We start from the raw sequence: 23,203 nt of genomic DNA on the forward strand, positions 1-23,203 counted from the left end.
AGATGTGTATAAGAGACAGGCCTTGGGGGTGGTGGGTAATGATTGTTTACATGGCAACAGGCGTGCTGCCAACAGGCTTCGGCGGGTGTGCCGAATGGCCTGTTCCGTCATGCCGTCCGGGCCGTTTTGGCCCCCGGCGGGGGCTGTTTTGCAGGGTCAAACGGCCCGTGGCGGCAAGTGGTTGGGCGTCAGCGGGTTGCGGGAAATGGCCGCCTTGCCGGCCAACGGCGAAAGATTTTTACACCTCCGGCATCCCTCCCGTCAGTTTCACAGGCTGTTGATGTATGCCTCGAGCATGGTGTAGCCGTCGGCGCCGGTAGTGTTGCGGTCGGCCGGGTCGTAGGGGTCGAGACCGCGTCCGGCCTCCCATGCGTCGGGCATGCCGTCGTGGTCGGAGTCGGTTGGGGCAGGTAGCGACCTGAGCGTGGGCCATCCGCCCGCATCTTCAGGCGTGTCGATGATGCCGGAAGGTTGCGACGGGTCTTTCATCCGCTTTCGGGCCTTGTATGCCTTGCCCTCTACCGATGCCTTCCCGCTGCGGGCCTCGTCGACTATGCGCGTGTCGACGGCGTCGCGCCTGGGCAGCGTGGCCCCGGCTCCGGCCAGCACCGAGATGTAGGCCCGGGCGGCCGTCTCCTGCCTTATGGGCATTGCCGGCCACGGTTGGCCGAGCCTCACATGCTCGATGTCGACGTCGCCGCCGGTCGGTTGCATGCCGCCGTTCCAGTTGTCGCGGCTCACGCTGTCGCAGCCCTCGACAATGTTGTCGGCCACATACCATTTGCCGTAGTTGTCGGCACTGCCCCTGAACGACGGCCCGGCTATCCTGCAGGCTGTACGCCCGGGCTGTGTGGCCGGGCCGGGCTTGTAGTAGTTGGCCACCATGTTGACCGTAAACGAGCCGAATGTGTTCTTTATCTCCGGGTGGTCTTTCTCGCCTCCATAGCAGCTGTTGTACCCCCAGTTGTATATTACGTTGTTTCTGTAGTCGTTGTATCCCGCCCCCGAGGCGAAGCGCGGGTTGCGGCTGGAGTGGCAGGCTATCAGGTTGTGGTGGTATGTGGCGTAGTTGTTGCCCCAGATGCCTCCGAATCCGTGGTTGCCCTTTATGTGGTTTGATGCAAATAGGCTCTCGCTGATGATGCACCACTGTATTGTCACGTTCTCGCACATGTATATCGACATGGTCTCGTCGATGCTCCAGCTGGCCGAAATGTGGTCGAGTATTATGTTTTTGTGCCCCCGGCAGCTGATGGCGTCGGCGTCCTGGCCGCTCCTGTCGCCCAGCCTTACGCGCAGGTGGCGTATTATCACTTCGTCGGCCGATATGTTTAGTGGGTAGTCTTTTATGCAGATGCCGTCGCCGGGCGCCGTTTGTCCGGCTATGGTTATGTAGGGGTTGTTGATGGTCAGCGGCTTCTTCAGCTCTATTGTGCCCGATACGCGGAACACAACCGTGCGTGGCCCCTTGGCGTTTACGGCCTGGCGCAGGCTTCCTTTGCCCGAGTCGTTGAGGTTGGTCACTTCATAAACGTCGCCACCCCGGCCCCCAACGGTATACATTCCGTAGCCTTCGGCAGTGGGGAATGCGGGCAGCCTGGCAGCCGTGGCGTTAGTAGCAAGCAGGGCAATGGCTGCAGTTGCCGTCAGAGTCTTTTTCATAATGGTGTCATTTTGTGGTTAATAGTGTCCTTGTTGAAACGGAAAAGCCTCGCAAGGGCAGCGTTGGCGTGCACTTGCGAGGCTTGAGGTGTGTTGCTCATTGCATGCGTTGGAACCCTTCCCAGCGTACGTTCCACTTGCCGTCCTTGGGGAATCCTGGGTTGCTGGGCTCGGCGCAGCCGTCCCACCCGGCGCACATCATGGCCACGGCGGCGAGCAGCGAGCCGTTGCCGGGCATGTATAGGCGCAGCCGCTTGGGCTCCTGGAAGTTGTGGCCGCTTACGAGGTAGGTGTTCTTTCCCTTGTCTATGAGCAGTGCCTCGAGTGCTGTCTCGGGCCGGCCGAGGCGGGCGGCGGTCATGGCTATCATGCCGTAGTCCCATCCCCATGTGGTGGGCCAGTTCCAGTTTTGCATCACCCAGTCGAGCGTCTTGGCCATCTTTGCCTTGTCATACAGGGCGGGGTAGTAGGGCAGCAGGCCGCAGGCGCCGAGCACGGCGGGGTGGTCGGAGCGCGACTTCAGGGCGAAATCTTCGGCCGAAACCTGCTTGCGGCCGGCTTGCTCGGCGGCCACGAAGGGGTCGAACTCGGTCGACTTGGCCTTTGAGTCAAACTCGGCGAGCGGCACTCCGGCTGCATAGATGTCGCCATTCTCGGCCAGCGGGGCCATGCGGCTTATTATGTCGTCCCACTCGGCGTTGCGCTCCAGGCCCTGGCGCTCGCGCCACTGCTGGGCAACGGTGAGCCCGTAGACCCAGTAGGCCTGCTCGAACGGGTGGTGGTAAGAGAAGTCTTTCGACATAGACTCTTGCATGGCCGTCTGCCCGAAGAGCTTGATTGTGCCGCCCTTTGGCGCGCAGGCCTTCGCCCAGTCAGCCATGAACTCGGCCGTCTCGGCCACATACTTGCCGTATTTGTCGAGCGTTGCCTTCGAGGGATTGGCCCGATACATCTCCTCGGCGAGGTAGATGTAGTGCGGTTGCTGCCATGTGAGGAACGAACCCGTGTTCGACGGGGCTTCGCCGGCCCAGGGGTCGGTCATCTTCATCCACCGCGCGCCCTTGAATCCCTGGCGCTCTGCTATCTTCTTGGCCATCGGATAGGCCACTTCGTTGTACCAGTCGAGCATGGGGGCAATGGTCTTCGGGCGGTTCCACAGGGCAAAGTCGACCGTGTGCCACCATGTCATCTCGAGATGAGGGCGGCCGAACCATGAGTTGTAGGTGAGCCCGGTCTCCTGCGGCGGCGTGGCGTTGGCACAGTTGATTTGCGTGAGGTACTGTGACAGAACCACGCGGCGCTCCAGCTCCTTGGCCCTCGGGTCGGTGCAGGCCGAGAAGTCTGCCATGGCGCCGCCGTTCCAGAAGCGTGGCCAACTCTTCATCACCGCCTTGATGGCTTGGTCGTATGAGTATGAGGTGCTGCGCTTCTTGGGCATTGATGCAGAGTATTCGGCGCAGAAGGTGAGCACGTCGTCGGTGGTGGTGAGGGTGAAGCTGTGGGGTGCCGTCTCCTTGAGAGTGGCGTTGCCTTCCCATTCAAGGCTCACGTAATACTTCGTCTCGTCTACCGTCCGCTCTATCGTTGCGCTGTGGTCGCCCGTCGACACGATGGCCGAACGGTGCAGGTCGGGCTTCGACCAGTCGGCGGCCGCGTCGGCATGCTTGCCTGTCGGGTAGGCGAAATTGAATGTGACGGAGGCGCGTCCGTCCTTGAGCATGTTGCTCTTGATGCGCGAGAAGATGGCGTCGCGGTCTTGGTAGCATGATGTAGACACCTCCACCAGGGTGCTGTCGGCAGTGAACCGCGAGTTGACGGTGCCGTCCCAAAGGGCCAGTTCCTGGCGTATGCCGCCCAGCTGGGCCAGTTCAATCTTCTTGCCGGCCTTGTCTTTCAGCTCAAGGCCAACTATGCCGAGGTTCAGGCGGTGGGGGTTGATGCGGAAAAAGTCGGTCGCATCCTTGTTGCGACCGGCCTTTTTGTATTCCACTGCGTATGTTTCTTCATGTCCGTGACCCAGGTCGAAGGCCTTCTCCGTCTCGCTCTTGGTCACCGACTTGTCGTTTTTGAACGAGTGCCATCCCCAGTCCGACATGGTGGTCAGCGGCACTCCGCCCTCGTAGAAGTCCGGGTAGCTCTGCAGTCCGGTAACGTCTACCGTTGCTGCAATGTGGCCGTTGCCCACCGAGAGCGACGCCAGCGAGTCGGGACGGGTGACGATTGGGTTGTTGCGCGTCACCACTGCTTGGCGGTCTATGGCCTCTGTGGAGTTGTCGGTGTTGTATCCCAGCGCTTCCATCTCGAGCGAAGCCCAGATGAACGGGCCCACTCCCTTGGCGTCGTTGTCGCGCACCGGCTCAGAGAGATAGTAGTCGTAAGAGCCGTCGCGGCGCAGGTTGGGCTTCTTCACATACTTGGCTATGGTGGGGCTCGTGCCCGGGCCGAGGCCGGCCACGGCGCAACAGTTGGTCAGCGAGATAGTGCTGTCGGGGTTGACCTTGATGAAGTTGTTGATGATTCCGCGGTAAGCGCGTATTCCCGCGTCGCGGTATTTGGCTCCGAGGTAGCCTTTTCGGTATGCCTTGAGCAGCGAGTAGGCAAACATGGTCGAGCATGTCGACTCGAGATAGTTGCCTTCGCGCCCCGGGCTGTCCATCACCTGATACCACACCCCGGTCTTCTTGTCTTGCCATTTTATCACGGCATCGAGGTCTTTCTTGAGCAAGTCGATGACCTCCGGGCGGCGTTCGTAGTCTTCGGGAAGCACGTCGAGCAGTTCGATGAGCGCCATGGTATACCATCCCTGGGCCCGTCCCCAGCAGTGCTGCGACAGTCCTGTGGTCTTGTCGGCCCAGAACATCTCGCGCGTTTCGTCCCATGCGTGGCGGTTGAGGCCCGTCTTCGGGTCGAGCGTACGGTCGTAAGTCTTCTTTATCTGGTCTACGGCGTCGTCGTAAATCTTGCGCGCCTTCTTGTCGCTGAGCAGCATCTTGGCGGTCATCGCGTGGAAAGGCAGGCCCATGAATATGCCGTCGAGCCACACCTGGTAGGCGTAGATGGCCTTGTGCCAGTATACGCCTTCGTTGGTGCGGGGCTGGTCTTTCATCTGCTTCATGAGCGTCTCGATGGCCTTCAGGTTCTTTTTCTCGGGATAGAGCTCATACATGCGTGCCACGAAATGGCCCGTGCGGATGTTGTCGAGGTTGTAGTCTTTCAGCTTGTAGCCCCGTATCTCGCCCTTGTCGTTTATCATCGTGTCGGTGTAGAGCTTGCAATAGTCTTTTATTTCCTCGCCTCCGTACTTGAGATACGTGTCGAGCATGGCCTCGAGCTCGATGCCCATGACATAGCTCCACTTAGGTTTCTTTGAGAAGTCGAGCAGGTATGACTGCGGCACGCGCTTCATCTCGGAGGCAGTCATCCACTGGCTGTAGTTCTTGTATGGCTTTTCCTGAAGCACAAGTCCGCCGTTTATATATAGGTTGTCGAAGTTGATGTTGCGCGTAAGGCCCTTTATTGTGTTGCCTTCTGCCACTCCGTTGAACTTGCAGTCCTTCACATTGATGTCGTAAACGTTGACGCACGTGTCCAGCGCGATTATTTGCACGCCGTACTTGCTCTTTTGGCACGTCACGTTTTCAAGGTTTATGTTGCGCACCGTAGGCAGGAACCCGCGGCAGCAAATCTCGTTGTGCTCATAGTCGAGGTTGATTTTGAGCACCGACTCGCCGCATTGCCCCACGGTGATGTTGCGTGCATAGATGTTCTCCACTATGCCTCCGCGGCACGTGTTGGTCTTGATGCGTATCACGCGGTCGAGGTTCGGGCTGTCCATTATGTTGTTTTCGGCAAACACGTTGCGGCATCCGCCGGATATCTCGCTGCCTATCACCACGCCGCCGTGGCCGTTTTGCATCTCGCAGTTGCGCACAATGATGTTCTGGCTCGGGCGGTTCCACAGGCGCCCGTCGTTGTTTCGGCCGCTCTTGATGGCTATGCAGTCGTCGCCGGTGTTGAAGAAGCAGTTTTCTATCAGCACGCCGTCGCACGACTCGGGGTCGCATCCGTCGCCGTTGGGGCCATCGTTGTTGATGTGCACGCCGCGTACGGTGATGTTTTTCGACAGCAACGGGTGAATCACCCAGAACGGAGAGCGCAGCAGAGTGACGTTTTCTATGAGTATGCCGTCGCACTGGTTGAAGTTTATCAGCTGCGGGCGCAGGCCGTCTTCAGGCCCGAAGCGGCGCTCGTTCATGTCGACACCGTCTTCCGCCATCTTCAGCAACCGGGCGCGGCTGCCGTTGCGCTGGCTTATCACACCTTCCTTCCAGCCGTAGTGGGTAGCACCGCACCACTTCCACCACGTCTCGTTTGTGCCGCCGCCGTCGATGGTTCCTTCGCCGGTGATGGCCACGTCGGTAGCCTTGTATGCGTAGATGCAGGGTGAAAGGTTCCAGCAGTCAAGGCCTTCCCAGCGCGTGGGCACGATGGGATAAAGCTCCGGTTGGAATGCGAACAGGAGCGTGGCGCCTTTTTCTACGACGAGGTTGACATGGCTTTTCATGGTGATGGCGCCTGTGTTGTATGTGCCTGCAGGTACTACAACCCTGCCACCGCCAGCTTTCGAGCATTCGGCTATGGCCTTGTTTATGGCCTTTTGGTTGGATGCTGCCGATGCTTCGGGGCTGGCGCCGTACTTTGTTATCAGGAAATCACGGTCGGCAAACTTCGGTTGCCTGATGCTTTGTTCTATCTGCTTATACTGCGTGTCCCATCCGTCGGCCATAAGGGCTGCGGGGAATAGCAGGCAGAGGAGCAATAAATGTAAGTATTTCATAAATCGTTTTTATATAGTTTCTGAAATGTTATGGCTTCTAAAAACAGACCATATCTTCACAGACGTGGTCTGTTACATTACTACTAAACAATGAGGGAATGCTATTATTAACCCTTTATCACTAACGTCTTTAATTTATTATATAGATTTCTATGGTAAAATAGGTTGGTACTTTAGTTTTGGTTATGTTCCTGATGCAAAGGTACAAAATATTTTTTATGGCGGCGGATAAATTGAAATGTTTTGTTAGGACATTTTAATAAAAACGGGGGAATATTGTTTCTGCAGATGTGTTTGATGGTGGAAAATCCGTTAAAATACGATTTTCCACCATAAATATGGCTGTATTTTCGATTTTTTGAGGCTCAGAAAGGCCGTTTGGTGGTGATTGACGGCCGTGTGGCTGACGTTGTGCGGCTGTGTTGATTTTGCCAATGTCCAACCCCGTGCAGTCGTTATGGCGTCTTGTGCCGGTTGCGGTTTGCGCTTCATGCAGCCACGGCGCCAGCCTCGCCCCGCCGCATTCCATGCTTCGGCTTGGCCTTGGCTCGGCCCGATGCGCCTTCGGCTGTGGCGGTGGAATAAATGTCCGCTAATATGATTAAGCCGGTTCTGGCCGAGGTGGGCGGCCGGGGCCTGCTACGCCCTATGGCATCTTTCATAATGCGCTCATTGTCAGCCATATGCCAAACAGGCCATACGGCACTGCCGAACGGCCCGTTTTGTGTTGCGAAAACGCCCGTTTTGCAGTGCCGTATGGCCCGTTTGGCATTCCCGCCGGTGCGGCGCACTGTGGGTGGCGGGCATTTTTTGCGCATCGATTGCCGTTGCGTGCCACTTCTGCCGGTGCAGGTGCCACGCTCGCCACGGTGCTCACCGCCAGAGGGCGGCGAACAGTTTGTCGAGCGCCTCGTCGGCATTGGCGCTGTCGTTGAGCAGGCTTACAAACTTGCTGCCTATGATGGCCCCGGCCGAATAGGCCTGTGCGCTTTCGAGTGTCTGGCGGTTCGACACACCGAAGCCAATCATCCTCGGGTTGTGCAGATGCATGTCGTCTATGCGGCGGAAGTATTCCAGCCGCTTGTCGTCGAACAGTTGTTGCGCCCCTGTGGTGGCCGCCGACGACACCATGTATATGAATCCGTCGGTGTGGTCGTCGATGAAGCGTATGCGTTCGTCGCTTGTCTCGGGCGTGATGAGCATTATTATCCTTATGTTGTGCCTGTCGGCCACAGGCTTCACCGTCTCCATGTAGTCTTTGAACGGCAGATCGGGTATGATGGCGCCGTCCACCCCGCATTCAGCGCAGCTCTCGCAGAACCTCCCGATGCCGTATTGCAATATCGGGTTGAGGTAGCCCATGAGAATCACCGGCATGGTTATCTCGTCTTTGACGGCCTTGAGTTGCCCGAAGAGCTTGGCCAGCGTCATGCCGTTGCGCAGCGCTTTCGTGGCGGCGTCTTGTATTGCAGGCCCGTCGGCCATGGGGTCGCTGAACGGTATTCCGATTTCCACCATGTCGATGCCATGGCGTTGCATTGCCCTGAGAGTGTCGGCCGTATTGTCTGGCGCAGGGCATCCGGCGCAGAAGTAGAGTGAGAGCAGTTTCCTGTTTCCGGCCTTGCTGAATAGTTCGTTGATTCTGTTCATGTCTTGTTTTGTTTTAGTCTTTGTGTCTGTGTTGTCGTTTTGGCGCTGCGCAGCCTGCCTATGAACCGCCCTATCAGTGCGGCGTCTTTCACGGCGGGGGCCGTCTCGAAGCGCGAATTGATGTCAATGCCGGCCATCATCGGGTGGCACAAGCCGGCTATGCGGTCGGCGTCGTCGGGCCCTATGCCGCCGCTGAGCAGGAATGGCAGGCTGCCGTCGTAGCTGTCCAGGGCCGTCCAGTCAAACTGCCTGCCGCTTCCGCCTGCCGTCGGGCACTTGGTGTCGAAGAGCATGAAGTCGGCACAGTCGGCATAGGCGGCCCATCCCTGCAGGTCGGAGGCGCTTGCCACGTGCAACGCCTTTATGAGCCTGACCCCATGGAGCGACCCGGCGCGGAGCGAGCACCGCAGGCTTTGCATGGCGGCCGGGCTTTCGTTGCCGTGCAACTGTATCAGGTCGAGCCCATGGCGGGCGGCCTGCATTGATATGTAATCGTTGTCGGCGTCGACGAAGACGCCCACTTTCATTATGCCCGGCGGCACGTCTATCGCTACGGCGGCGCCGGGGTGAGCATCCGTAGCGGTGTCCGGCCGGCCCACAAAGCGCGGAGACGAGGGGTGGAAAATAAGCCCGATCCAGTCGGCTCCCGCTGCCGCCACCTCGCTGATGTTGTGCGGATTCCTCATGCCGCAAACCTTTACTGTCAGCTGCATGTGCCTGCCTGTTTTTTCATACGGTTTATCATGTCGCTCAGTTCCTTGCCCGGCGATTCGGCTTTCATCAGGCTTTCGCCTATCAGGAAGCCGCTGAAGCCTGCCTGCCGGAGCACGGCCACAGTGTCGGCACTGCCTATTCCGCTCTCGCTCACCTTGACGGCATCGCCCGGAAGGAGCGGTGCCAGGGCGAGCGAGGTAGCCACGTCGGTGTTGAACGTGCCGAGGTTGCGGTTGTTGATGCCGCACAGGTCGGGCCCAAGGGCGGCATATTCCAGTTCGGCCTCGCTGTGCATCTCGAGCAACACCTCGAGTCCGATGTCGTGGGCCGTGCGCATCAGTCCGGCGCATTGCGCCATGTCGAGGCATGCCGCAATGAGCAGTACGGCCGAAGCGCCGCAGAGCCGTGCCCTGAAGAGCTGGCTTTCGTCGACCACGAAGTTCTTGTAGAGAATGGGCACCGTCACCCCCGAGCGCCTTGCCATGGACACATACTCGTCGCGTCCGCCAAAGAAGCGCTCGTCGGTGAGTATGCTTATGGCGGCGGCACCGGCGTTTTGGTAGGCCAGTGGTATGGTGCTGGCCGAGCCATCGGCCTTAATCCATCCCTTAGAAGGCGACTTGCGCTTGAACTCTGCTATAATGCCAGTGCCTGACTCTGCCACGGCCCGTGCCAGCGACGGAGGGGTGTCGCGGCATTGCCTGTCGACCATGGCGCGCAGTTCGCGCCCGTCGAAGAGCCTTCCAAGGTGCTCGTTTTCGCGGCGTTTCCAATCCACTATCTCGTTGAGAATGTCTTTCATGCTTGCGTTATGAGTTAAGTTCGACAAATCTTCTGAATGTTTTCAGGGCCCGTCCGCTGTCCAACGACTCGCGGGCTATGGCGATGCATTCGTCGATGCCCTTGCTTCCGCGCTCCAGCACCTGTATGCCGAAGGCTGCGTTGGCCACAACAATCTCTTTCTGTGCTGGCAGCGAGGTGTTGTTGAGCACGCTGTCGAATATCTGGGCGGCCTCTTCCTCGGTGGCGCCGGCCACGAGTTCTTCGGGCCTGGCGTGGTGGAGGCCGATGTCTTCGGGTGAGAACACGCGCTCATAGCTGTTGGTGGCCACCTTGAAATCAGACGTAAGGGATATCTCATCGTACCCGTCGGTGCTGTTGACGATGGCGTAGTCGATGCCAATCTTGCGGTATACATTATTATATAGGCGCATCTGGTCGAGTGTGGCCACGCCGAGCAGCTGGCATTGCGGCTTGGCCGGGTTGACGATGGGGCCGAGCAGGTTGAAGCAAGTGGGGAAGCTGAGCGACTTGCGTATGGGCCCCACAAACTTCATTGCGCGTGCAAAGAGCTGTGCGTGCAGGTAAACAATGCCGCACTCACTCAGGCTTCGGTTCAGCTTGCCGATGTCGTCGGTGAACTTTATCCCGTGGCGTGCCATCACGTTTGATGCCCCGCTCGTGCTTGTTGCCGAGTAGTTGCCGTGTTTGGCCACCTTGTAGCCGGCCCCGGCAATGACGAAGCACGCCGTGGTTGATATGTTGAAAGTGTTCTTGCGGTCGCCGCCTGTGCCCACAACGTCGACGTATCGCTCGCAGTCGAGTGGCACGGGGACGCCCGTTTCCAGTATTCCGTCGCGGAAGCCCAGCAGTTCGTCGACGGTCACCCCGCGCATCTGCAGTCCGGTGAGCAGCGCCGTTATCTGCTCGGGCGGATATTCGGAGCGGGTGATGCCTATCAGTATGTCCTTGGTTTCTTCCCGGGTCAGTTCCTCGTGGTTGAGCATCCGCTCGAGCGTTTTGTTCATGTCTTGTTTCATTGTCGTTGTCTTTGATGTAAGCCTTGTGTCGGTTGAGGTCGATGCCGCCAGTTGGTTGCGGGGCGGCATGGCCGGTGTTGTTTGTCTGTTTTTGTTACCATAGTCCTCAAGTCGGTGCCTGTTGTGCAACATTTTGCCCTTCAGGACGTTGCGTCGCGTGCGGTTTGCCGTTGCCAAACGGGTTCTTTGGCAGTGCGGTAAGTGCCGTTTTGCATTGCCAAACGGGGCGTTTTGCAATGTGGCCTCGCCCTTGCGGCAGCATGGACAGTGGTGTTGTAATGTTATTTCCTGCTGTCGGCGCTACCTCACGCCGGGTCGGCCGGCGAGCCAGTTGGCCATGATGGTGCGTCCTTGTGGCGTGAGCACGCTTTCGGGATGGAACTGGATGCCGTGTATGTCGTAGCTTCTGTGCTTCAGGCCCATTATCAGTCCGTCGTCGCTCTCGGCCGTCACTTCGAGGCATTCGGGCAGTCCCTCGCGGCTAACCACCCACGAGTGGTATCGCCCCATGGTGATGCGGTGCGGCAGCGAGCCGAAGATGTAGTCGTTGCCCAGTTGCGTTCCTTCTGTGGCCACGCCGTGGAACACCTCGCTGAGGTTGGTAAGGCGGGCCCCGAAGGCCTCGCCTATGGCCTGGTGGCCAAGGCAAACGCCCAGCATGGGCTTGCGCCCGGCATACGCCTTGATTGTTTCGGGCATGAGGCCAGCCTCCGACGGTATGCCCGGCCCGGGGCTGAATATCAGCTTGTCGAACGGTTCGAGCTGCCCGATGGCATAGCGGTCGTTGCGCATTACCGTCACTTCGGCCCCCAGTTCGTTTACCAGGTGCCTGAGGTTGTAGGTAAACGAGTCGTAGTTGTCAATGATAGCTATTTTCATTTCTTTATGTTTCTGAATGTCGTTACATCTGTTCGGCCATGCTGATGGCCTTGCGCAGTGCCCCGAGCTTGTTGTTCACTTCCTGCAACTCGCCCTCAACGCTGCTGCGGGCCACTATGCCTCCGCCGGCCTGGAACCACAGCTCGCCGTTGCGGGCCACGAAGGTGCGTATGGTGATGGCCTGGTTCAAATTGCCGTTGAGGCCTATATAGCCTATGCACCCGCCGTAGGCGCCGCGGCAGTGGGGCTCGTATTGGCTTATCAGCTGCATGGCCCTGACCTTTGGGGCGCCCGAGAGCGTGCCTGCGGGGAAGGTGTCGACGAAGGCCTTTAGCGGGTCGGCGCCCTCGTCGAGCGTTCCGCTGACCCTTGATACGAGATGGAACACGTGCGAGTATGTCTGCAAGTCTTTGTAGAAGTCGACTCCCACGTCGTGGCAGTTGCGGCTAAGGTCGTTGCGCGCAAGGTCGACCAGCATCACGTGCTCGGCGTTTTCCTTCGGGTCGGAGCGCAGTTGTTCGGCCTTGAGCCTGTCGGAGGCGTCGTCGCCCGTGCGCCTTGCTGTTCCGGCAATGGGGTCGATGAATGCCTTGCGGCCCTCGATGCGGCAGTGGGTTTCGGGCGAAGAGCCGAACAGCCTGAATCCTCCGAAGTCGAAATAAAACAGGTATGGCGACGGGTTGACGGAGCGCAGGGCCCTGTAGAGCGTGAAGTCGTCGCCTTCGTAAGGCTGGGCAAAGCGCCTTGACAGCACTATCTGGAACACGTCGCCCCTCATGCAGTGGGCTATTCCGCGCCTTATGTTCTCCCTGTGCTCGTCGTCGGTGAGCGTTGGCACGGCCTCGCCCGTGGTGCGGAATCCGTAGGTGCCGGCGCAGTCTTTGTTCATTCGCTTGAGCACGCGGTCTATGTCGGCCTCGTTGCCGAGCGTCACCACGGTCATGGTGTTGTCGAAATGGTCGAAGGCCACAACCACCTTATATAATATGTACATCAGGTCGGGGGCGTCGTTGCGTTTCTGTGTCACGTCTTTGACGTCGATGCCTTCGGTGTATCTCACCGCGTTGAACGAGGTGTAGCCGTAGAGTCCGCACAGTTCGGAGCCTTCGCCCTCAACCCTGAAGCTGTCTACAAACTCGCGCATGGCCTGTTCGATACCGTAGCCCGGGCCCATGGGTGCCTCTTTGCGTCCGCCGTCGGGGTAGGCCATGGTGCACATGCCGTGGCCTATTGATATGCTTGCCATTGGCTCGACACCTATGAACGAGCGGCTCGTGGCCCTGTCGTGGTAGTCGGAGCATTCCATCAGGGCGCTCATGGGCTGCATGTCGCGCAGCCGCAGGTAGGCTCCCACAGGGGTGTGCAGGTCGGCGAGCACTGTTTTTGCTATTGTCTTATATTTGTATGTCATGTCTTGTGTTGGTTTGCATTGTTGGTTTGGCCACTCCGGTTGTGGCCCATGTCTGTGTGCCGTGGCCGCTGGCCGCCTCCGGCCGTGGCTCAGAACGTGCCGTATTCGCCGGCCATGGCTTTGTTGGCCAGGTAAGTCTCCACGTCTTTGTCGCCCCTGCCGCTTACCGTGAGCACCACCACATCGTTGCTGTTGAAGTGCATCTTGCCAAGTGCGGCTATGGCATGGGCGCTTTCCAGGGCGGGTATTATCCCTTCGGTGCGCGTCAGCTCGAATGCTGCGCGAATGGCTTCGTCGTCGTTGATGGCGTAAACCGTGGCCCGCTTCTTTACGGCCATGTTGGCGTGCATGGGCCCGATGCCCGGGTAGTCGAGCCCTGCCGATATTGATTCTGCCTCCATTATCTGGCCGTCGGGGGTCTGCATGACAAGCGTCCTCGACCCGTGCAGTATGCCGACAGAGCCTGCGTGTATCGTGGCGGCGGTGTGGCTGGTGTCGGCTCCCTGCCCGCCGGCTTCTGCCAACACAATCTTCACGCGCTCATCGTCGATGTAGTGGTATATTGTTCCGGCAGCGTTCGACCCTCCGCCGATGCAGGCTATGAGGTAGTCGGGATAGTCGCGCCCTGTCTTTCTTGCCAACTGCTCCTTTATTTCCTTCGATATGATGCTCTGGAGTCGCGCCACTATGTCGGGATAAGGGTGGGGGCCGACGGTCGAACCGATGATGTAGAACGTGTCATGCGGGTGGCAGCACCAGTCGCGTATGGCCTCGTTGGTGGCGTCTTTGAGCGTGTGGTTGCCCGTAAACACGGGGCGCACCTCGGCGCCGAGCATCTTCATGCGCTCCACGTTGACGTGTTGGCGCTCAACGTCGAGCGCCCCCTGGTATACCACACAGGGCATGTCCATCAGTGCGCACACCGTTGCCACGGCCACACCGTGCTGCCCTGCGCCTGTCTCGGCTATGATTCGCTTCTTCCCCATCTTCTTCGCAAGGAGTATTTGGCCCACGGTATTGTTTATCTTGTGGGCCCCGGTGTGGTTCAGGTCTTCGCGCTTCAGGTATAGCTCGCATCCGTAGCGCTCGCTCATGCGGGCCGCGCGGTACAGTGGCGAGGGCCTTCCCACATAGTCGTTGAGCAGCTCCATGTACTCTTGTTTGAACTCTTCCGACTCCATGATTCCAAGGTATTGCTCTTTAAGGGCTTCTACAGTGGAGTATAGAATCTCGGGAACATAGGCCCCGCCAAACTCTCCGTAATATCCGTTCTGGTCAACTAAATACGACTGTTTCATATCTTTAGTGTTGTTGGTTTGCAAATTAAAAAGGCTCGCCGCGGTTGCGACGAGCCTTTGTGTTTATATCTTTGGATACTATGCACAGCTCCGTTACCCGCGATTATCTGAATCTCGAGTTGCGCCACCACCATGCATTGATCATCTGTATCATATCGTTTGTATTTTATTGGTTTACGTTTGCAAAGATAATGCTTTTCTTTTAATCTGCAAATCTTTTGCTTGTTATTTTCTCAAAATGAAATATTTTACCGTAAAATGTGCGCTTTCTGTCATGCGTAGGCGCGTTCATAATTATATGGGAAAAACGTGGTCACACACCGAAGCAGTATAGAGTGCAATGGTCGTTTATTATGTTGACCGTATTGAGAAGTATACAGTATTCGCCCGATTCGGTCAAGTCGACGGTAATCAAGAATGATGACTTACCGTATTTCTGGGCGGAAAAGGGCACTTCCTGGTATTCAGTGAGGCAGTAAGGCCCAGTTCTTGCAACGTCCTTGTTCTTTTTCAAAGATAGCTTTCTTGTCTTTTGGACTGAGAATTTGGCCAAAAATATAATGTCATGAGGGTCTGCTTTCTGGTCAGGAACACGTACGATGATTTTCTGTTCGCCCAGTTTCGCCCTTAGGTTTGAGTATTTTTTGTCAACGTAAACCTTTAGTTTTGGAATGTCAGAATAGTCGCTCGCCTGCGTAATCAGCGCAGAGACAGTTTCTTGATCGTTGCTGTAGGATGTGTTGTCTTTGCTTTTTGTCTTTGCAAAAACCAGTTTTTTAGACTTTAATGATTGGTTCTTGCTTTTGTTGATTCCAACCGTTTTTTCGAGTTGTACGTATTCTTTGTTGTCGAAATTGCACATGTATGCTTCGCCGATATGCCTTGGTTCGGGTATTGGCAAATCCATTTCTGCAATGTCAATCCGCCCGAGTATGGAATGGTTGACGTAAGCAACATCGCTTTTCTTGATGTCGAACTCTGTGCCGGCACGCAGGTAGACAATGACGTCGCCGCGCATGCTGAGTATTGAGTCGACCTCGAATCCGTCTTTGTCGATGGGTTTTATGAGGTTTTTGCCGTTTTGGGCTGATGTGCAAACAGATATTACTATTGCAACAAACAGTAAATAAGCCTTTTTCATTTGCTTGAGTTTTGGTGTCTGTTAGATTGGTGTTTATTGTGCGGCCACTTGGTATTGCAGCACTTTCTTCAGTCCGGGCATGCTCATGTAGCGCGACTTCACCCCGCTGATGTATACCAGTCGGTTCCACAGCTGCGGGTTGTCTACAAGGTTGAGCGCCGCCCTCACGTCCTTGTATTCGGTGAGGCACACCGGGAAGAGATGCTCGTCGGTCAGGTACTTGAAGTCGTCGAGGTCGGCGGGCTCGTCGGCCAGAATGATGGCAGTGCTGCCTTCAAACGGCTCTGTGAAGTCGGCGTTACTCATGCTCCGTGTGCATGACGCCACGATATAGCCCCTGACGCAGATGACCTCGCCCACTGTGGCCTCCTGTGCCTCGGCCACGGTCATGTAGTCTATCTGTGCCGTGTCTTTGTTTATTACCCCCTTGTCGGGCCTCGGCTGCTCTTCGTCGGGCTTGGAGCCTTCGTCGAACACATCCTTTTCGCATGCCGCGGTTAGCGAGACGCATGCCATGGCAACAGCCATCATAGTGATTTTTAAGTTAGTTTTAACCATGCTGCAAGTTCTTTGGTTGTCGTTGTTGTTGTAGTCCGGGGCATGTCATCTGTTGCGACGGTAGTCCCATTCGTCGTCTCCCTCGTCGAAATGGTCCTCGCCGTCGTCGTATCCACGGTTTGCAGGCCCGTCGGTGTGGACGTAGCCGTGGCGTTCCATTCCACTGCCTGTGGGTTGGCTGCCCCCGTCGTGGCTGCCTTGCCCCCGCCTTGCCGGCGGGTTGGCCGGCCTGTTGCTGCCCTCCGGCCTGCTGCCGGTGGTGTCGTATGTTCGTCCGTCGTTCCATTCGTCGGCTGTGAGCGTCGACATTATTTTGCCGTCGGGCGACACAAGGAATATGAAGTCGTCGTTGTGACGCCTTGCCTGCACGGCGTATAGCAGTCCGCCGGGCGAGTCTACCACCTTGTTGTCGTTGTCGTCAATGTCTTCGTAGGCCAATCCTTCTTGCCCGATGGCTTCGATTACGCGTTCCGGCAGCCTTTCGCGCCTTGTTTCCCACAGCGTGCGCACCCAACGGCTGCTGCCGTCGAAGAGCGCAACCTTCTCCGTGCCATCGTGCACAATCTTCACTTCAAGGTAGCCGTTGTCATAGTCGTGGTCGAGTATGCGGCATCCGTCATAGCGCTGCCTTATCAATTCGTCGGTTCCTTCTGCTTGCCTTGCTTCTCGGTTAATGCTTGTTTCAGGTTTGTTGTTGTCTTTTGTGCCAGTCGTGTTTGTGCACGACATCGTTGCAAAGAGCGACATGACCATTGCTGCTGTCAGTAATGTCTTGTTGGCATTCATGGGCATTTGCATTTTAAATATATTGCCACAAATATACAGAAAAAATGGCATTATGCAAAGATGTTATTCATTTTTTGCTTTAAAAATTTGCAGTTTAGTTGGAAAATGCTTATATTTGCCATCGGTAAGTTCTATCAGCCATTGTTGATGACCTTATCTATAAGCATCCAGGTTGGCGCGTCCTGCGCCAACCTTTTGTTTTCCCTGCGTATAGGTTGCGCTTCCGTTGGCGTTCGGTGGGGTGGTAATGGCGGTTGGCAGAGTGCAAATTTTGTTGACAAACAGTTGCTTGAGAATGGCTGTGGCGGCGCGTCGGTAGGTCTCGGCGGCAAATTCTGCAATCTCAGGGGTGTTGGGCTAAAGTGTTGACTTGATGGCTGTTGTGGCTGGTGGGGCGGGGGTTGCGCTCCCTCTGGCGCCCAGCGGTGTTGTCAAACAGCCCGTTTTAGAAGCCCGAACGGGCCGTTCCAGCCTTCCAAACATGCCATCTTGCAGTCTGCAATGGCGTTCTGCTGGGTGCTTCAAGCCTGGTTTTTCGGCAAAATGGGGCCCGATGGCGGCCGGCGTGCGGCCTTGACAGGGATGTTAGTCTGGCTTTTTGGCAAAATGGCCCCGGCCAACAGGCTGTTTGATATGGTGCAGACGGGGCTGGTTTTTGCTAAAAATGTTGACATGGGGATTGCTTGCCACTGTCCGTGGCAGGCATTTGGAAAGACAAAAGTTGCCCGGCCTCACGGTCGGACAACTTTCAAACTAACTTATATAATAATGCACATAATTTTATCTGAACACAGATGGCGCCAACAACGCCAGTGGCTTTGCACTTCGTCAGGAGGGCATGATGGGGCGCCTTGACGCCTTTGTCGGGGTATTAAGTTGTGCTGATGCCTCATGATCCTTGCTCCGAGGAACTTTGGCCCATTGCCGCCTTTGCGGCTGTTGTGGCAGGTCTTCTGACTTCGTTCCACCCCGGGCGCCTTCCCGCCCGGCCTGTTTGTGGCCTGAGCAGTGGACTGAAATGCCCGTGGGTAATAAAGGAACTTACAGCTGCGGGACAGTTGGGGATTTGCACCTCCATTCCCTTTTAATCGCAGTTGCGCGAACCTCAACGCGTGCAAAGTTACAGATAAATAATGTATCAAGGTGGTTAAATGCTGTGAATTTGTGGTTGTGTTAACCCAAATTAACATGGCGAGGGCTCTCGCCACGTGCTTCTGTTGCCATGGTGGCGGCAATGTGAAGCGCCATGAGAGAGCCCTCGCCCTTATGGTTGTTGTTGTTTAGCCCTGCCCCCTGCGGGCGGCAGGGGCCTGTGGCGGTCATTGCTGGTTGATGTCCCAACCTATTGCGCTGGCGCCCAGCACTGCCGCCGATGCACCGTCGAGGCTGCTCACCAGGAACTTGGCCTTGCCTTGGAATATGGGCAGCACGCTTTCGTCGTAGGCGCGCCGTATGGGGTCCATTATCAGCTCGCCGGCCTTGACCAGCCCCCCGAAGAACACGAAGGCCTCGGGACTGCTGAATGTGGCGAAGTCGGCGCAGGCCTGGCCCAGCATCTTGCCCGTAAACTCGAATATGTCTTTGGCCATCTTGTCGCCCTTGCCTGCGGCTATGCTGATGTCGAGCGACGTTATGTCTTCGGCATTCATCTCCCTCAGTATCGAAGGCTCGTTGGTGTTGGCCAGCATTTCGCGTGCCGTGCGGGCCACACCGGTGGCCGAGCAGTATGCCTCGAGGCAACCGTGGCGCCCGCATCCGCACAGCCTGCCGCCCTCGCGCACCATTATCACGTGGCCCAGCTCGCCGGCGAAGCCGTCGCTGCCGTACACCAGCTGCCCGTTGACCACGATGCCTGAGCCCACGCCCGTGCCCAGAGTGAGCATGATAAAGTTCTTCATGCCCTTTGCCACGCCGTAGGTCATCTCTCCGAGCGCCGCGGCGTTGGCGTCGTTAGTGAGCGCGACGGGTATGCCTATGGCCTGGGCGAACATGTCGGCCAGCGGAACCACGCCCTTGCCCCACGAGATGTTGGGGGCGCGCTCTATCGTCCCGCTGTAGAAATTGCCGTTAGGAGCGCCAATGCCCATGCCCTTGATCTTGCTTATGCCGCCCACCTGCTCGATTATTATCTGCAGTGAGTCGGTGGCACTCTTCACAAAATCCTCTGCACTTTTGTAGACCTGGGTCTTTATAGCCGTTGTGGCTTTTATGTAACCGTGACTGTCTACAATGCCGAACACAGCATTGGTGCCTCCCAGGTCGAGGCCTATGACGTACGGTTTGATGCTTTGTTGTATGTCCATATTCATATTATGGTTTTTATTTATGGGTGTTGTTAGTTGCGAAGACAAAGTTATGCAAAAACCATGACAGGGCAAACATTTAGCCTGAAAAACTTGCTCATTTCGTTTATTTTTAGCAATTTTGCATTCGTTATGCCGTTTCCTATACATATAGACATATTGAATTTCATCTTCAAGGGAATCCTTATAGGGATGATTGCGTCGGCGCCGATGGGGCCGGTGGGGGTGCTCTGTGTGCAGCGCACGCTCAACAAAGGCCGTTGGTATGGCTTCGTCACAGGAGTGGGTGCAGCCTTGAGCGACATCATCTACGCCGGGATAACGGGGCTGGGCATGAGCCTGGTGATGGATTTCGTCAACGACCCGGAGAACAAGCTGTACTTGCAGATAGTGGGCAGCGTGCTCCTCTTTGCCTTCGGGGTGTACACCTACCGTACCGACCCGACGCGCAACATGCACCATTCGGGCACCAAGAAAGGCTCGCTGCTACACAACGGCATAACGGCTTTTCTCGTGACGTTCTCCAACCCGCTCATCATCTTCCTCTTCCTGGCCTGTTACGCACAGTTCGCCTTTGTGTTGCCAGACCATCCTTTCGAGATGTGCGTGGGCTTCCTGAGCATATTCGGCGGTGCCATGCTGTGGTGGTTTGGCCTGACTTGGCTCATCGACAAGATACGGGGGAAGTTCGACGACAACGGCATCAAGCTGATTAATCAGGTCATCGGGGCCGTGGTGATGATTTGTTCGGTCATCATGGTGTTCGGGACAGTGACCAACATATACAGGTTTTTCTGACGAATCATGTTCATAGCACAGCAATTAAGGAAAAAGAACATAGCCGAGTATCTGCTCTACATGTGGCAGATAGAAGATACGATAAGGGCATTCGGATGCTCGCTCTCAAGGATAAGGCGCGAGTATATCGACCGTTTCGACTATACCGACGAGCAGAAGGAGGAAGAGGCCGACTGGTTTGGCAACCTCATAAGGATGATGAACCAGGAAGGATGCCGCGAGAAAGGGCACTTGCAGATAAACAAGGTGACCATGCAACAGCTGGCCGAACTGCATGCCCAGCTGCTGCAGAGCCCTAGATACCCTTTCTACAACAGCGAGTATTACAAGGTATTGCCGTTCATAGTCGAGTTGCGCAACCGCGGGGCGAGCAAAGACGAGAATGAGGTTGAGACGTGCTTCAACTCTCTTTACGGCGTCATGATGCTCCGGCTGGCCAAGAAGCCGATAAGCCCCGACACGGAGCACGCCGTGAAAGAGATATCGACGCTTGTCGGGATGCTCAACGACTATTACCTGAAAGACCGCGAGGAACCGCTCGAGTTCTGACCGACACGCAACGCAATGGTTATTGTTACACGATATAAGACATAGAGACGGATGAACATACTTGTCACAGGCTGCAACGGGCAGCTGGGAAATGAGATGCAACTGTTGGAAAAAGACAATGGGCAACATGTCTTTTTCAATACCGACGTGAGCCAGCTCGACATCACCGACCAGGCCGCTGTCGACCGCTTCGTGGCCGACCATGAGATTGACTGCATAGTTAACTGCGCGGCTTACACAGCCGTCGACCGTGCCGAAAGCGACCGCGAGCTATGTACCACGCTCAACACGGTGGCCCCGGCCTACCTCGCCGCTGCTGTAGAGAGGCGGGGCGGGGCGATGATACAGGTGTCGACAGACTATGTTTTCGACGGAAAGGCACACACGCCGTACGTCGAAACCGACACGCCTTCGCCCGACAGTGTGTACGGAAGCACCAAGCTGGCCGGCGAACTGGCCGTGGTCAAGTTCTGCCGGCGCACGATGATTGTGCGCACGGCATGGCTTTATTCGTCATTTGGCAACAATTTCGTAAAGACGATGATGCGCCTCGGCCGCGAGAAAAAGGAGCTTGGGGTGGTCTTCGACCAGATTGGCACGCCCACGTATGCACGCGACCTGGCCGTGGCGATAATGGCTGCGGTGAACAAGGGCATCGTGCCCGGAGTCTACCATTTCTCGAACGAGGGCGTGTGCAGCTGGTATGACTTCGCCAAAGCCGTTCACCGCATGGCCGGGATTGGCACGTGCCACGTGCGCCCGTTGCACACGTCAGAGTATCCCACGCCGGCCAACAGGCCGCACTACAGCGTGCTCGACAAGACAAAAATCAAGGAGACGTACGGCATAGAGATTCCCCATTGGGAAGAAAGCCTCGGCGACTGCATGGCCAGGCTGATGGCTCAGTGATGGCAGATGGCGCCCCGGGCGTGGGCGCTGGCGGCCGGCAGGAGCGCCGGCGTGCGCCGAATGCGGCAAGGCTGCTGTGCCGGTGCCGCGTGCGTTGGCTGCGGCAGGGCAGGCTTGGGGCCTTTTCATGAGGCCGGCGATGTAGACATGATTTTACGAGAACATCAGATATATGAACAACGAGATAGAAAGAAGACGAACATTTGCGATAATCTCGCACCCCGATGCGGGTAAGACAACACTAACGGAGAAGTTCCTGCTCTTCGGCGGACAGATACAGGTGGCCGGTGCAGTGAAGAGCAACAAGATAAGGAAGACGGCAACTTCCGACTGGATGGACATCGAGAAGCAGCGCGGAATATCCGTGTCGACGTCGGTGATGGAGTTTGATTACGAGGGATACAAGGTGAACATACTCGACACCCCGGGCCACCAGGACTTTGCCGAAGACACATACCGCACACTGACCGCCGTCGACTCGGCCATCATTGTGGTGGACAGCGCCAAGGGAGTTGAGACTCAGACGCGCAAACTGATGAACGTTTGCCGCATGAGGAACACGCCCGTAATTATTTTCGTCAACAAGATGGACCGCGAGGGGCGCGACCCTTTCGACCTGCTCGACGAGCTTGAGCAGGAGCTCCAGATTAAGGTGAGGCCGCTGTCGTGGCCCATCAACCAAGGCGCGCGCTTCAAGGGGGTGTACAATATATATGAAGGCAAGCTCGACCTGTTTACGCCCGACAAGCAGAGGGTGACCGACAAGGTGGAGGTCGACATAGACAGCAGCGAGCTTGACGAGCGGGTGGGAGCCGACAACGCATCGAAGTTGCGCGACGACTTGGAGCTGGTCGACGGCGTTTACCCCGAGTTCAATGTCGACGACTATAGGGATGCCACGGTGGCACCCGTGTTCTTTGGCTCTGCGCTCAATAATTTCGGAGTGCAGGAACTGCTCAATTGCTTTGTCAAGATAGCCCCGAGCCCACGCCCGACAAAGGCCGAAGAACGCATGGTGAGCCCCGACGAACCCAAGTTTACGGGCTTCATATTCAAGATAACAGCCAACATCGACCCTAACCACCGCTCATGCATAGCCTTCTGCAAGGTGTGCAGCGGAAAGTTTGTGCGCAACCAGCCTTACCTGCACGTCAGGTTGGGCAAGACGGTGCGCTTCTCTTCGCCCACGCAGTTCATGGCGCAGCGCAAGAGCACCATCGACGAGGCATACCCGGGAGACATCGTAGGACTGCCCGACAACGGCATATTCAAGATTGGCGACACGCTGACCGACGGCGAGCAACTGCATTTCAGAGGCTTGCCGAGCTTCTCGCCCGAGATGTTCAAGTACATAGAGAATGCCGACCCGATGAAGTCGAAGCAGCTTCAGAAAGGCATCGACCAGCTGATGGACGAGGGTGTGGCCCAGCTTTTCGTCAACCAGTTCAACGGGCGCAAGATCATTGGCACCGTGGGGCAGCTCCAGTTTGAGGTTATACAGTATAGGCTTGAAAACGAGTACAACGCCAAGTGCCGCTGGGAGCCCGTGCATCTGTACAAGGCATGCTGGATAGAGAGCGACGATGAGGCCGAGCTTGCCAACTTCAAGAAGCGCAAGTATCAGTACATGGCCAAGGACAAGGAGGGCCGCGACGTGTTCCTTGCCGACAGCGGCTACGTGCTCAGCATGGCACAGGAAGACTTCAAGCACATCAAGTTTCACACCACCAGCGAGTTCTGACGGTCGGCTGGCAGTGGCCGGCGGTGCATAGGCTTTAGCCACGGGCCAGAAAAGGCATGCTCATGCCGGCGGCGAAAAATCTTTACGCCGTTCGGTTCGGCCGGCCACGATGGCGGACATGGTGCGCGAAACATGCCTTCCGACCGT

Annotated in this window: 17 protein-coding genes and 1 riboswitch; of the genes, 4 read left to right on the forward strand and 13 right to left on the reverse strand. The window is 56.8% G+C overall.

The window, feature by feature from the left end; all coding sequences use genetic code 11:
• Positions 1 to 267 precede the first annotated feature (267 nt).
• The 13 genes from H6B30_RS05365 to H6B30_RS05425 all read right to left on the reverse strand — a co-directional run bounded on the left by H6B30_RS05365 (position 268) and on the right by H6B30_RS05425 (position 19,059).
• Positions 268 to 1,662 carry a pectate lyase family protein gene (locus tag H6B30_RS05365; protein ID WP_205108656.1) on the reverse strand — a complete coding sequence of 465 codons (1,395 nt, stop codon included), beginning with the start codon at positions 1,660 to 1,662 and terminating at the stop codon, positions 268 to 270.
• A 97-nt stretch (positions 1,663 to 1,759) separates the two neighbouring features.
• Complete coding sequence (locus H6B30_RS16670; protein ID WP_205108659.1) at positions 1,760 to 6,499, reverse strand: glycoside hydrolase family 88 protein; 4,740 nt, start codon at positions 6,497 to 6,499, stop codon at positions 1,760 to 1,762.
• 873 nt (positions 6,500 to 7,372) lie between these two features.
• Positions 7,373 to 8,149, reverse strand: coding sequence for a tryptophan synthase subunit alpha (gene trpA / locus H6B30_RS05375; RefSeq protein ID WP_205108661.1), 777 nt, complete (start codon positions 8,147 to 8,149; stop codon positions 7,373 to 7,375).
• Positions 8,146 to 8,862 (reverse strand): phosphoribosylanthranilate isomerase, encoded by a 717-nt coding sequence (locus tag H6B30_RS05380; protein WP_205108663.1) that lies wholly within the window; start codon positions 8,860 to 8,862, stop codon positions 8,146 to 8,148. The genes trpA and H6B30_RS05380 overlap by 4 nt, the downstream gene beginning before the upstream one ends.
• Positions 8,853 to 9,665 carry an indole-3-glycerol phosphate synthase TrpC gene (gene trpC / locus H6B30_RS05385; RefSeq protein ID WP_205108665.1) on the reverse strand — a complete coding sequence of 271 codons (813 nt, stop codon included), beginning with the start codon at positions 9,663 to 9,665 and terminating at the stop codon, positions 8,853 to 8,855. Before trpC ends, H6B30_RS05380 begins: the two co-directional genes overlap by 10 nt.
• A gap of 7 nt (positions 9,666 to 9,672) precedes the next feature.
• The gene (gene trpD / locus H6B30_RS05390; protein ID WP_205108873.1) at positions 9,673 to 10,671 is read right to left on the reverse strand and encodes an anthranilate phosphoribosyltransferase; all 999 of its coding nucleotides are present in this window, start codon (positions 10,669 to 10,671) and stop codon (positions 9,673 to 9,675) included.
• A 312-nt stretch (positions 10,672 to 10,983) separates the two neighbouring features.
• Positions 10,984 to 11,562, reverse strand: coding sequence for an anthranilate synthase component II (locus H6B30_RS05395; RefSeq protein WP_205108667.1), 579 nt, complete (start codon positions 11,560 to 11,562; stop codon positions 10,984 to 10,986).
• A 22-nt stretch (positions 11,563 to 11,584) separates the two neighbouring features.
• Entirely contained in the window at positions 11,585 to 12,973 is a 1,389-nt protein-coding gene (locus tag H6B30_RS05400; protein WP_205108669.1) for an anthranilate synthase component I family protein, read from the reverse strand.
• A gap of 89 nt (positions 12,974 to 13,062) precedes the next feature.
• Entirely contained in the window at positions 13,063 to 14,271 is a 1,209-nt protein-coding gene (trpB, locus tag H6B30_RS05405) for a tryptophan synthase subunit beta (protein WP_205108670.1), read from the reverse strand.
• Between the two features lie 313 nt (positions 14,272 to 14,584).
• Entirely contained in the window at positions 14,585 to 15,412 is an 828-nt protein-coding gene (locus H6B30_RS05410; protein WP_205108672.1) for a hypothetical protein, read from the reverse strand.
• Between the two features lie 33 nt (positions 15,413 to 15,445).
• Positions 15,446 to 15,970 (reverse strand): DUF6359 domain-containing protein, encoded by a 525-nt coding sequence (locus H6B30_RS05415; RefSeq protein WP_205108674.1) that lies wholly within the window; start codon positions 15,968 to 15,970, stop codon positions 15,446 to 15,448.
• Between the two features lie 45 nt (positions 15,971 to 16,015).
• Positions 16,016 to 16,756 carry a hypothetical protein gene (locus H6B30_RS05420; protein ID WP_205108676.1) on the reverse strand — a complete coding sequence of 247 codons (741 nt, stop codon included), beginning with the start codon at positions 16,754 to 16,756 and terminating at the stop codon, positions 16,016 to 16,018.
• Between the two features lie 926 nt (positions 16,757 to 17,682).
• Positions 17,683 to 17,879, reverse strand: a riboswitch (cobalamin riboswitch).
• Between the two features lie 196 nt (positions 17,880 to 18,075).
• The gene (locus tag H6B30_RS05425; RefSeq protein WP_205108678.1) at positions 18,076 to 19,059 is read right to left on the reverse strand and encodes an ROK family protein; all 984 of its coding nucleotides are present in this window, start codon (positions 19,057 to 19,059) and stop codon (positions 18,076 to 18,078) included.
• Positions 19,060 to 19,191: 132 nt separating this feature from the next.
• Between H6B30_RS05425 and H6B30_RS05430 the strand changes: the two genes are divergently transcribed.
• The 4 genes from H6B30_RS05430 (at position 19,192) to H6B30_RS05445 (ending at position 23,056) form a co-directional block, all read left to right on the forward strand.
• Positions 19,192 to 19,857, forward strand: coding sequence for a LysE family translocator (locus H6B30_RS05430; RefSeq protein WP_205108681.1), 666 nt, complete (start codon positions 19,192 to 19,194; stop codon positions 19,855 to 19,857).
• Positions 19,858 to 19,863: 6 nt separating this feature from the next.
• Positions 19,864 to 20,406: a DUF4924 family protein gene (locus tag H6B30_RS05435; protein ID WP_205108682.1), complete on the forward strand. Its 543-nt coding sequence runs from the start codon at positions 19,864 to 19,866 to the stop codon at positions 20,404 to 20,406.
• A gap of 51 nt (positions 20,407 to 20,457) precedes the next feature.
• Positions 20,458 to 21,315: a dTDP-4-dehydrorhamnose reductase gene (rfbD, locus tag H6B30_RS05440; protein WP_205108684.1), complete on the forward strand. Its 858-nt coding sequence runs from the start codon at positions 20,458 to 20,460 to the stop codon at positions 21,313 to 21,315.
• Between the two features lie 172 nt (positions 21,316 to 21,487).
• The gene (locus tag H6B30_RS05445) at positions 21,488 to 23,056 is read left to right on the forward strand and encodes a peptide chain release factor 3 (RefSeq protein WP_205108686.1); all 1,569 of its coding nucleotides are present in this window, start codon (positions 21,488 to 21,490) and stop codon (positions 23,054 to 23,056) included.
• Positions 23,057 to 23,203 lie beyond the last annotated feature (147 nt).

It is taken from the genome of Marseilla massiliensis (assembly GCF_016899955.1).
GTDB lineage: Bacteria > Bacteroidota > Bacteroidia > Bacteroidales > Bacteroidaceae > Prevotella > Prevotella intestinigallinarum.

What these genes read in the sequence shown, in the direction of transcription:
- H6B30_RS05365 (WP_205108656.1), bottom strand. Translation starts at nt 1,662, where the DNA reads ATGAAAAAGACTCTGACGGCAACTGCAGCCATTGCCCTGCTTGCTACT.
- H6B30_RS16670 (WP_205108659.1), bottom strand. Translation starts at nt 6,499, where the DNA reads ATGAAATACTTACATTTATTGCTCCTCTGCCTGCTATTCCCCGCAGCC.
- trpA (WP_205108661.1), bottom strand. Translation starts at nt 8,149, where the DNA reads ATGAACAGAATCAACGAACTATTCAGCAAGGCCGGAAACAGGAAACTG.
- H6B30_RS05380 (WP_205108663.1), bottom strand. Translation starts at nt 8,862, where the DNA reads ATGCAGCTGACAGTAAAGGTTTGCGGCATGAGGAATCCGCACAACATC.
- trpC (WP_205108665.1), bottom strand. Translation starts at nt 9,665, where the DNA reads ATGAAAGACATTCTCAACGAGATAGTGGATTGGAAACGCCGCGAAAAC.
- trpD (WP_205108873.1), bottom strand. Translation starts at nt 10,671, where the DNA reads ATGAACAAAACGCTCGAGCGGATGCTCAACCACGAGGAACTGACCCGG.
- H6B30_RS05395 (WP_205108667.1), bottom strand. Translation starts at nt 11,562, where the DNA reads ATGAAAATAGCTATCATTGACAACTACGACTCGTTTACCTACAACCTC.
- H6B30_RS05400 (WP_205108669.1), bottom strand. Translation starts at nt 12,973, where the DNA reads ATGACATACAAATATAAGACAATAGCAAAAACAGTGCTCGCCGACCTG.
- trpB (WP_205108670.1), bottom strand. Translation starts at nt 14,271, where the DNA reads ATGAAACAGTCGTATTTAGTTGACCAGAACGGATATTACGGAGAGTTT.
- H6B30_RS05410 (WP_205108672.1), bottom strand. Translation starts at nt 15,412, where the DNA reads ATGAAAAAGGCTTATTTACTGTTTGTTGCAATAGTAATATCTGTTTGC.
- H6B30_RS05415 (WP_205108674.1), bottom strand. Translation starts at nt 15,970, where the DNA reads ATGGTTAAAACTAACTTAAAAATCACTATGATGGCTGTTGCCATGGCA.
- H6B30_RS05420 (WP_205108676.1), bottom strand. Translation starts at nt 16,756, where the DNA reads ATGAATGCCAACAAGACATTACTGACAGCAGCAATGGTCATGTCGCTC.
- H6B30_RS05425 (WP_205108678.1), bottom strand. Translation starts at nt 19,059, where the DNA reads ATGGACATACAACAAAGCATCAAACCGTACGTCATAGGCCTCGACCTG.
- H6B30_RS05430 (WP_205108681.1), top strand. Translation starts at nt 19,192, where the DNA reads ATGCCGTTTCCTATACATATAGACATATTGAATTTCATCTTCAAGGGA.
- H6B30_RS05435 (WP_205108682.1), top strand. Translation starts at nt 19,864, where the DNA reads ATGTTCATAGCACAGCAATTAAGGAAAAAGAACATAGCCGAGTATCTG.
- rfbD (WP_205108684.1), top strand. Translation starts at nt 20,458, where the DNA reads ATGAACATACTTGTCACAGGCTGCAACGGGCAGCTGGGAAATGAGATG.
- H6B30_RS05445 (WP_205108686.1), top strand. Translation starts at nt 21,488, where the DNA reads ATGAACAACGAGATAGAAAGAAGACGAACATTTGCGATAATCTCGCAC.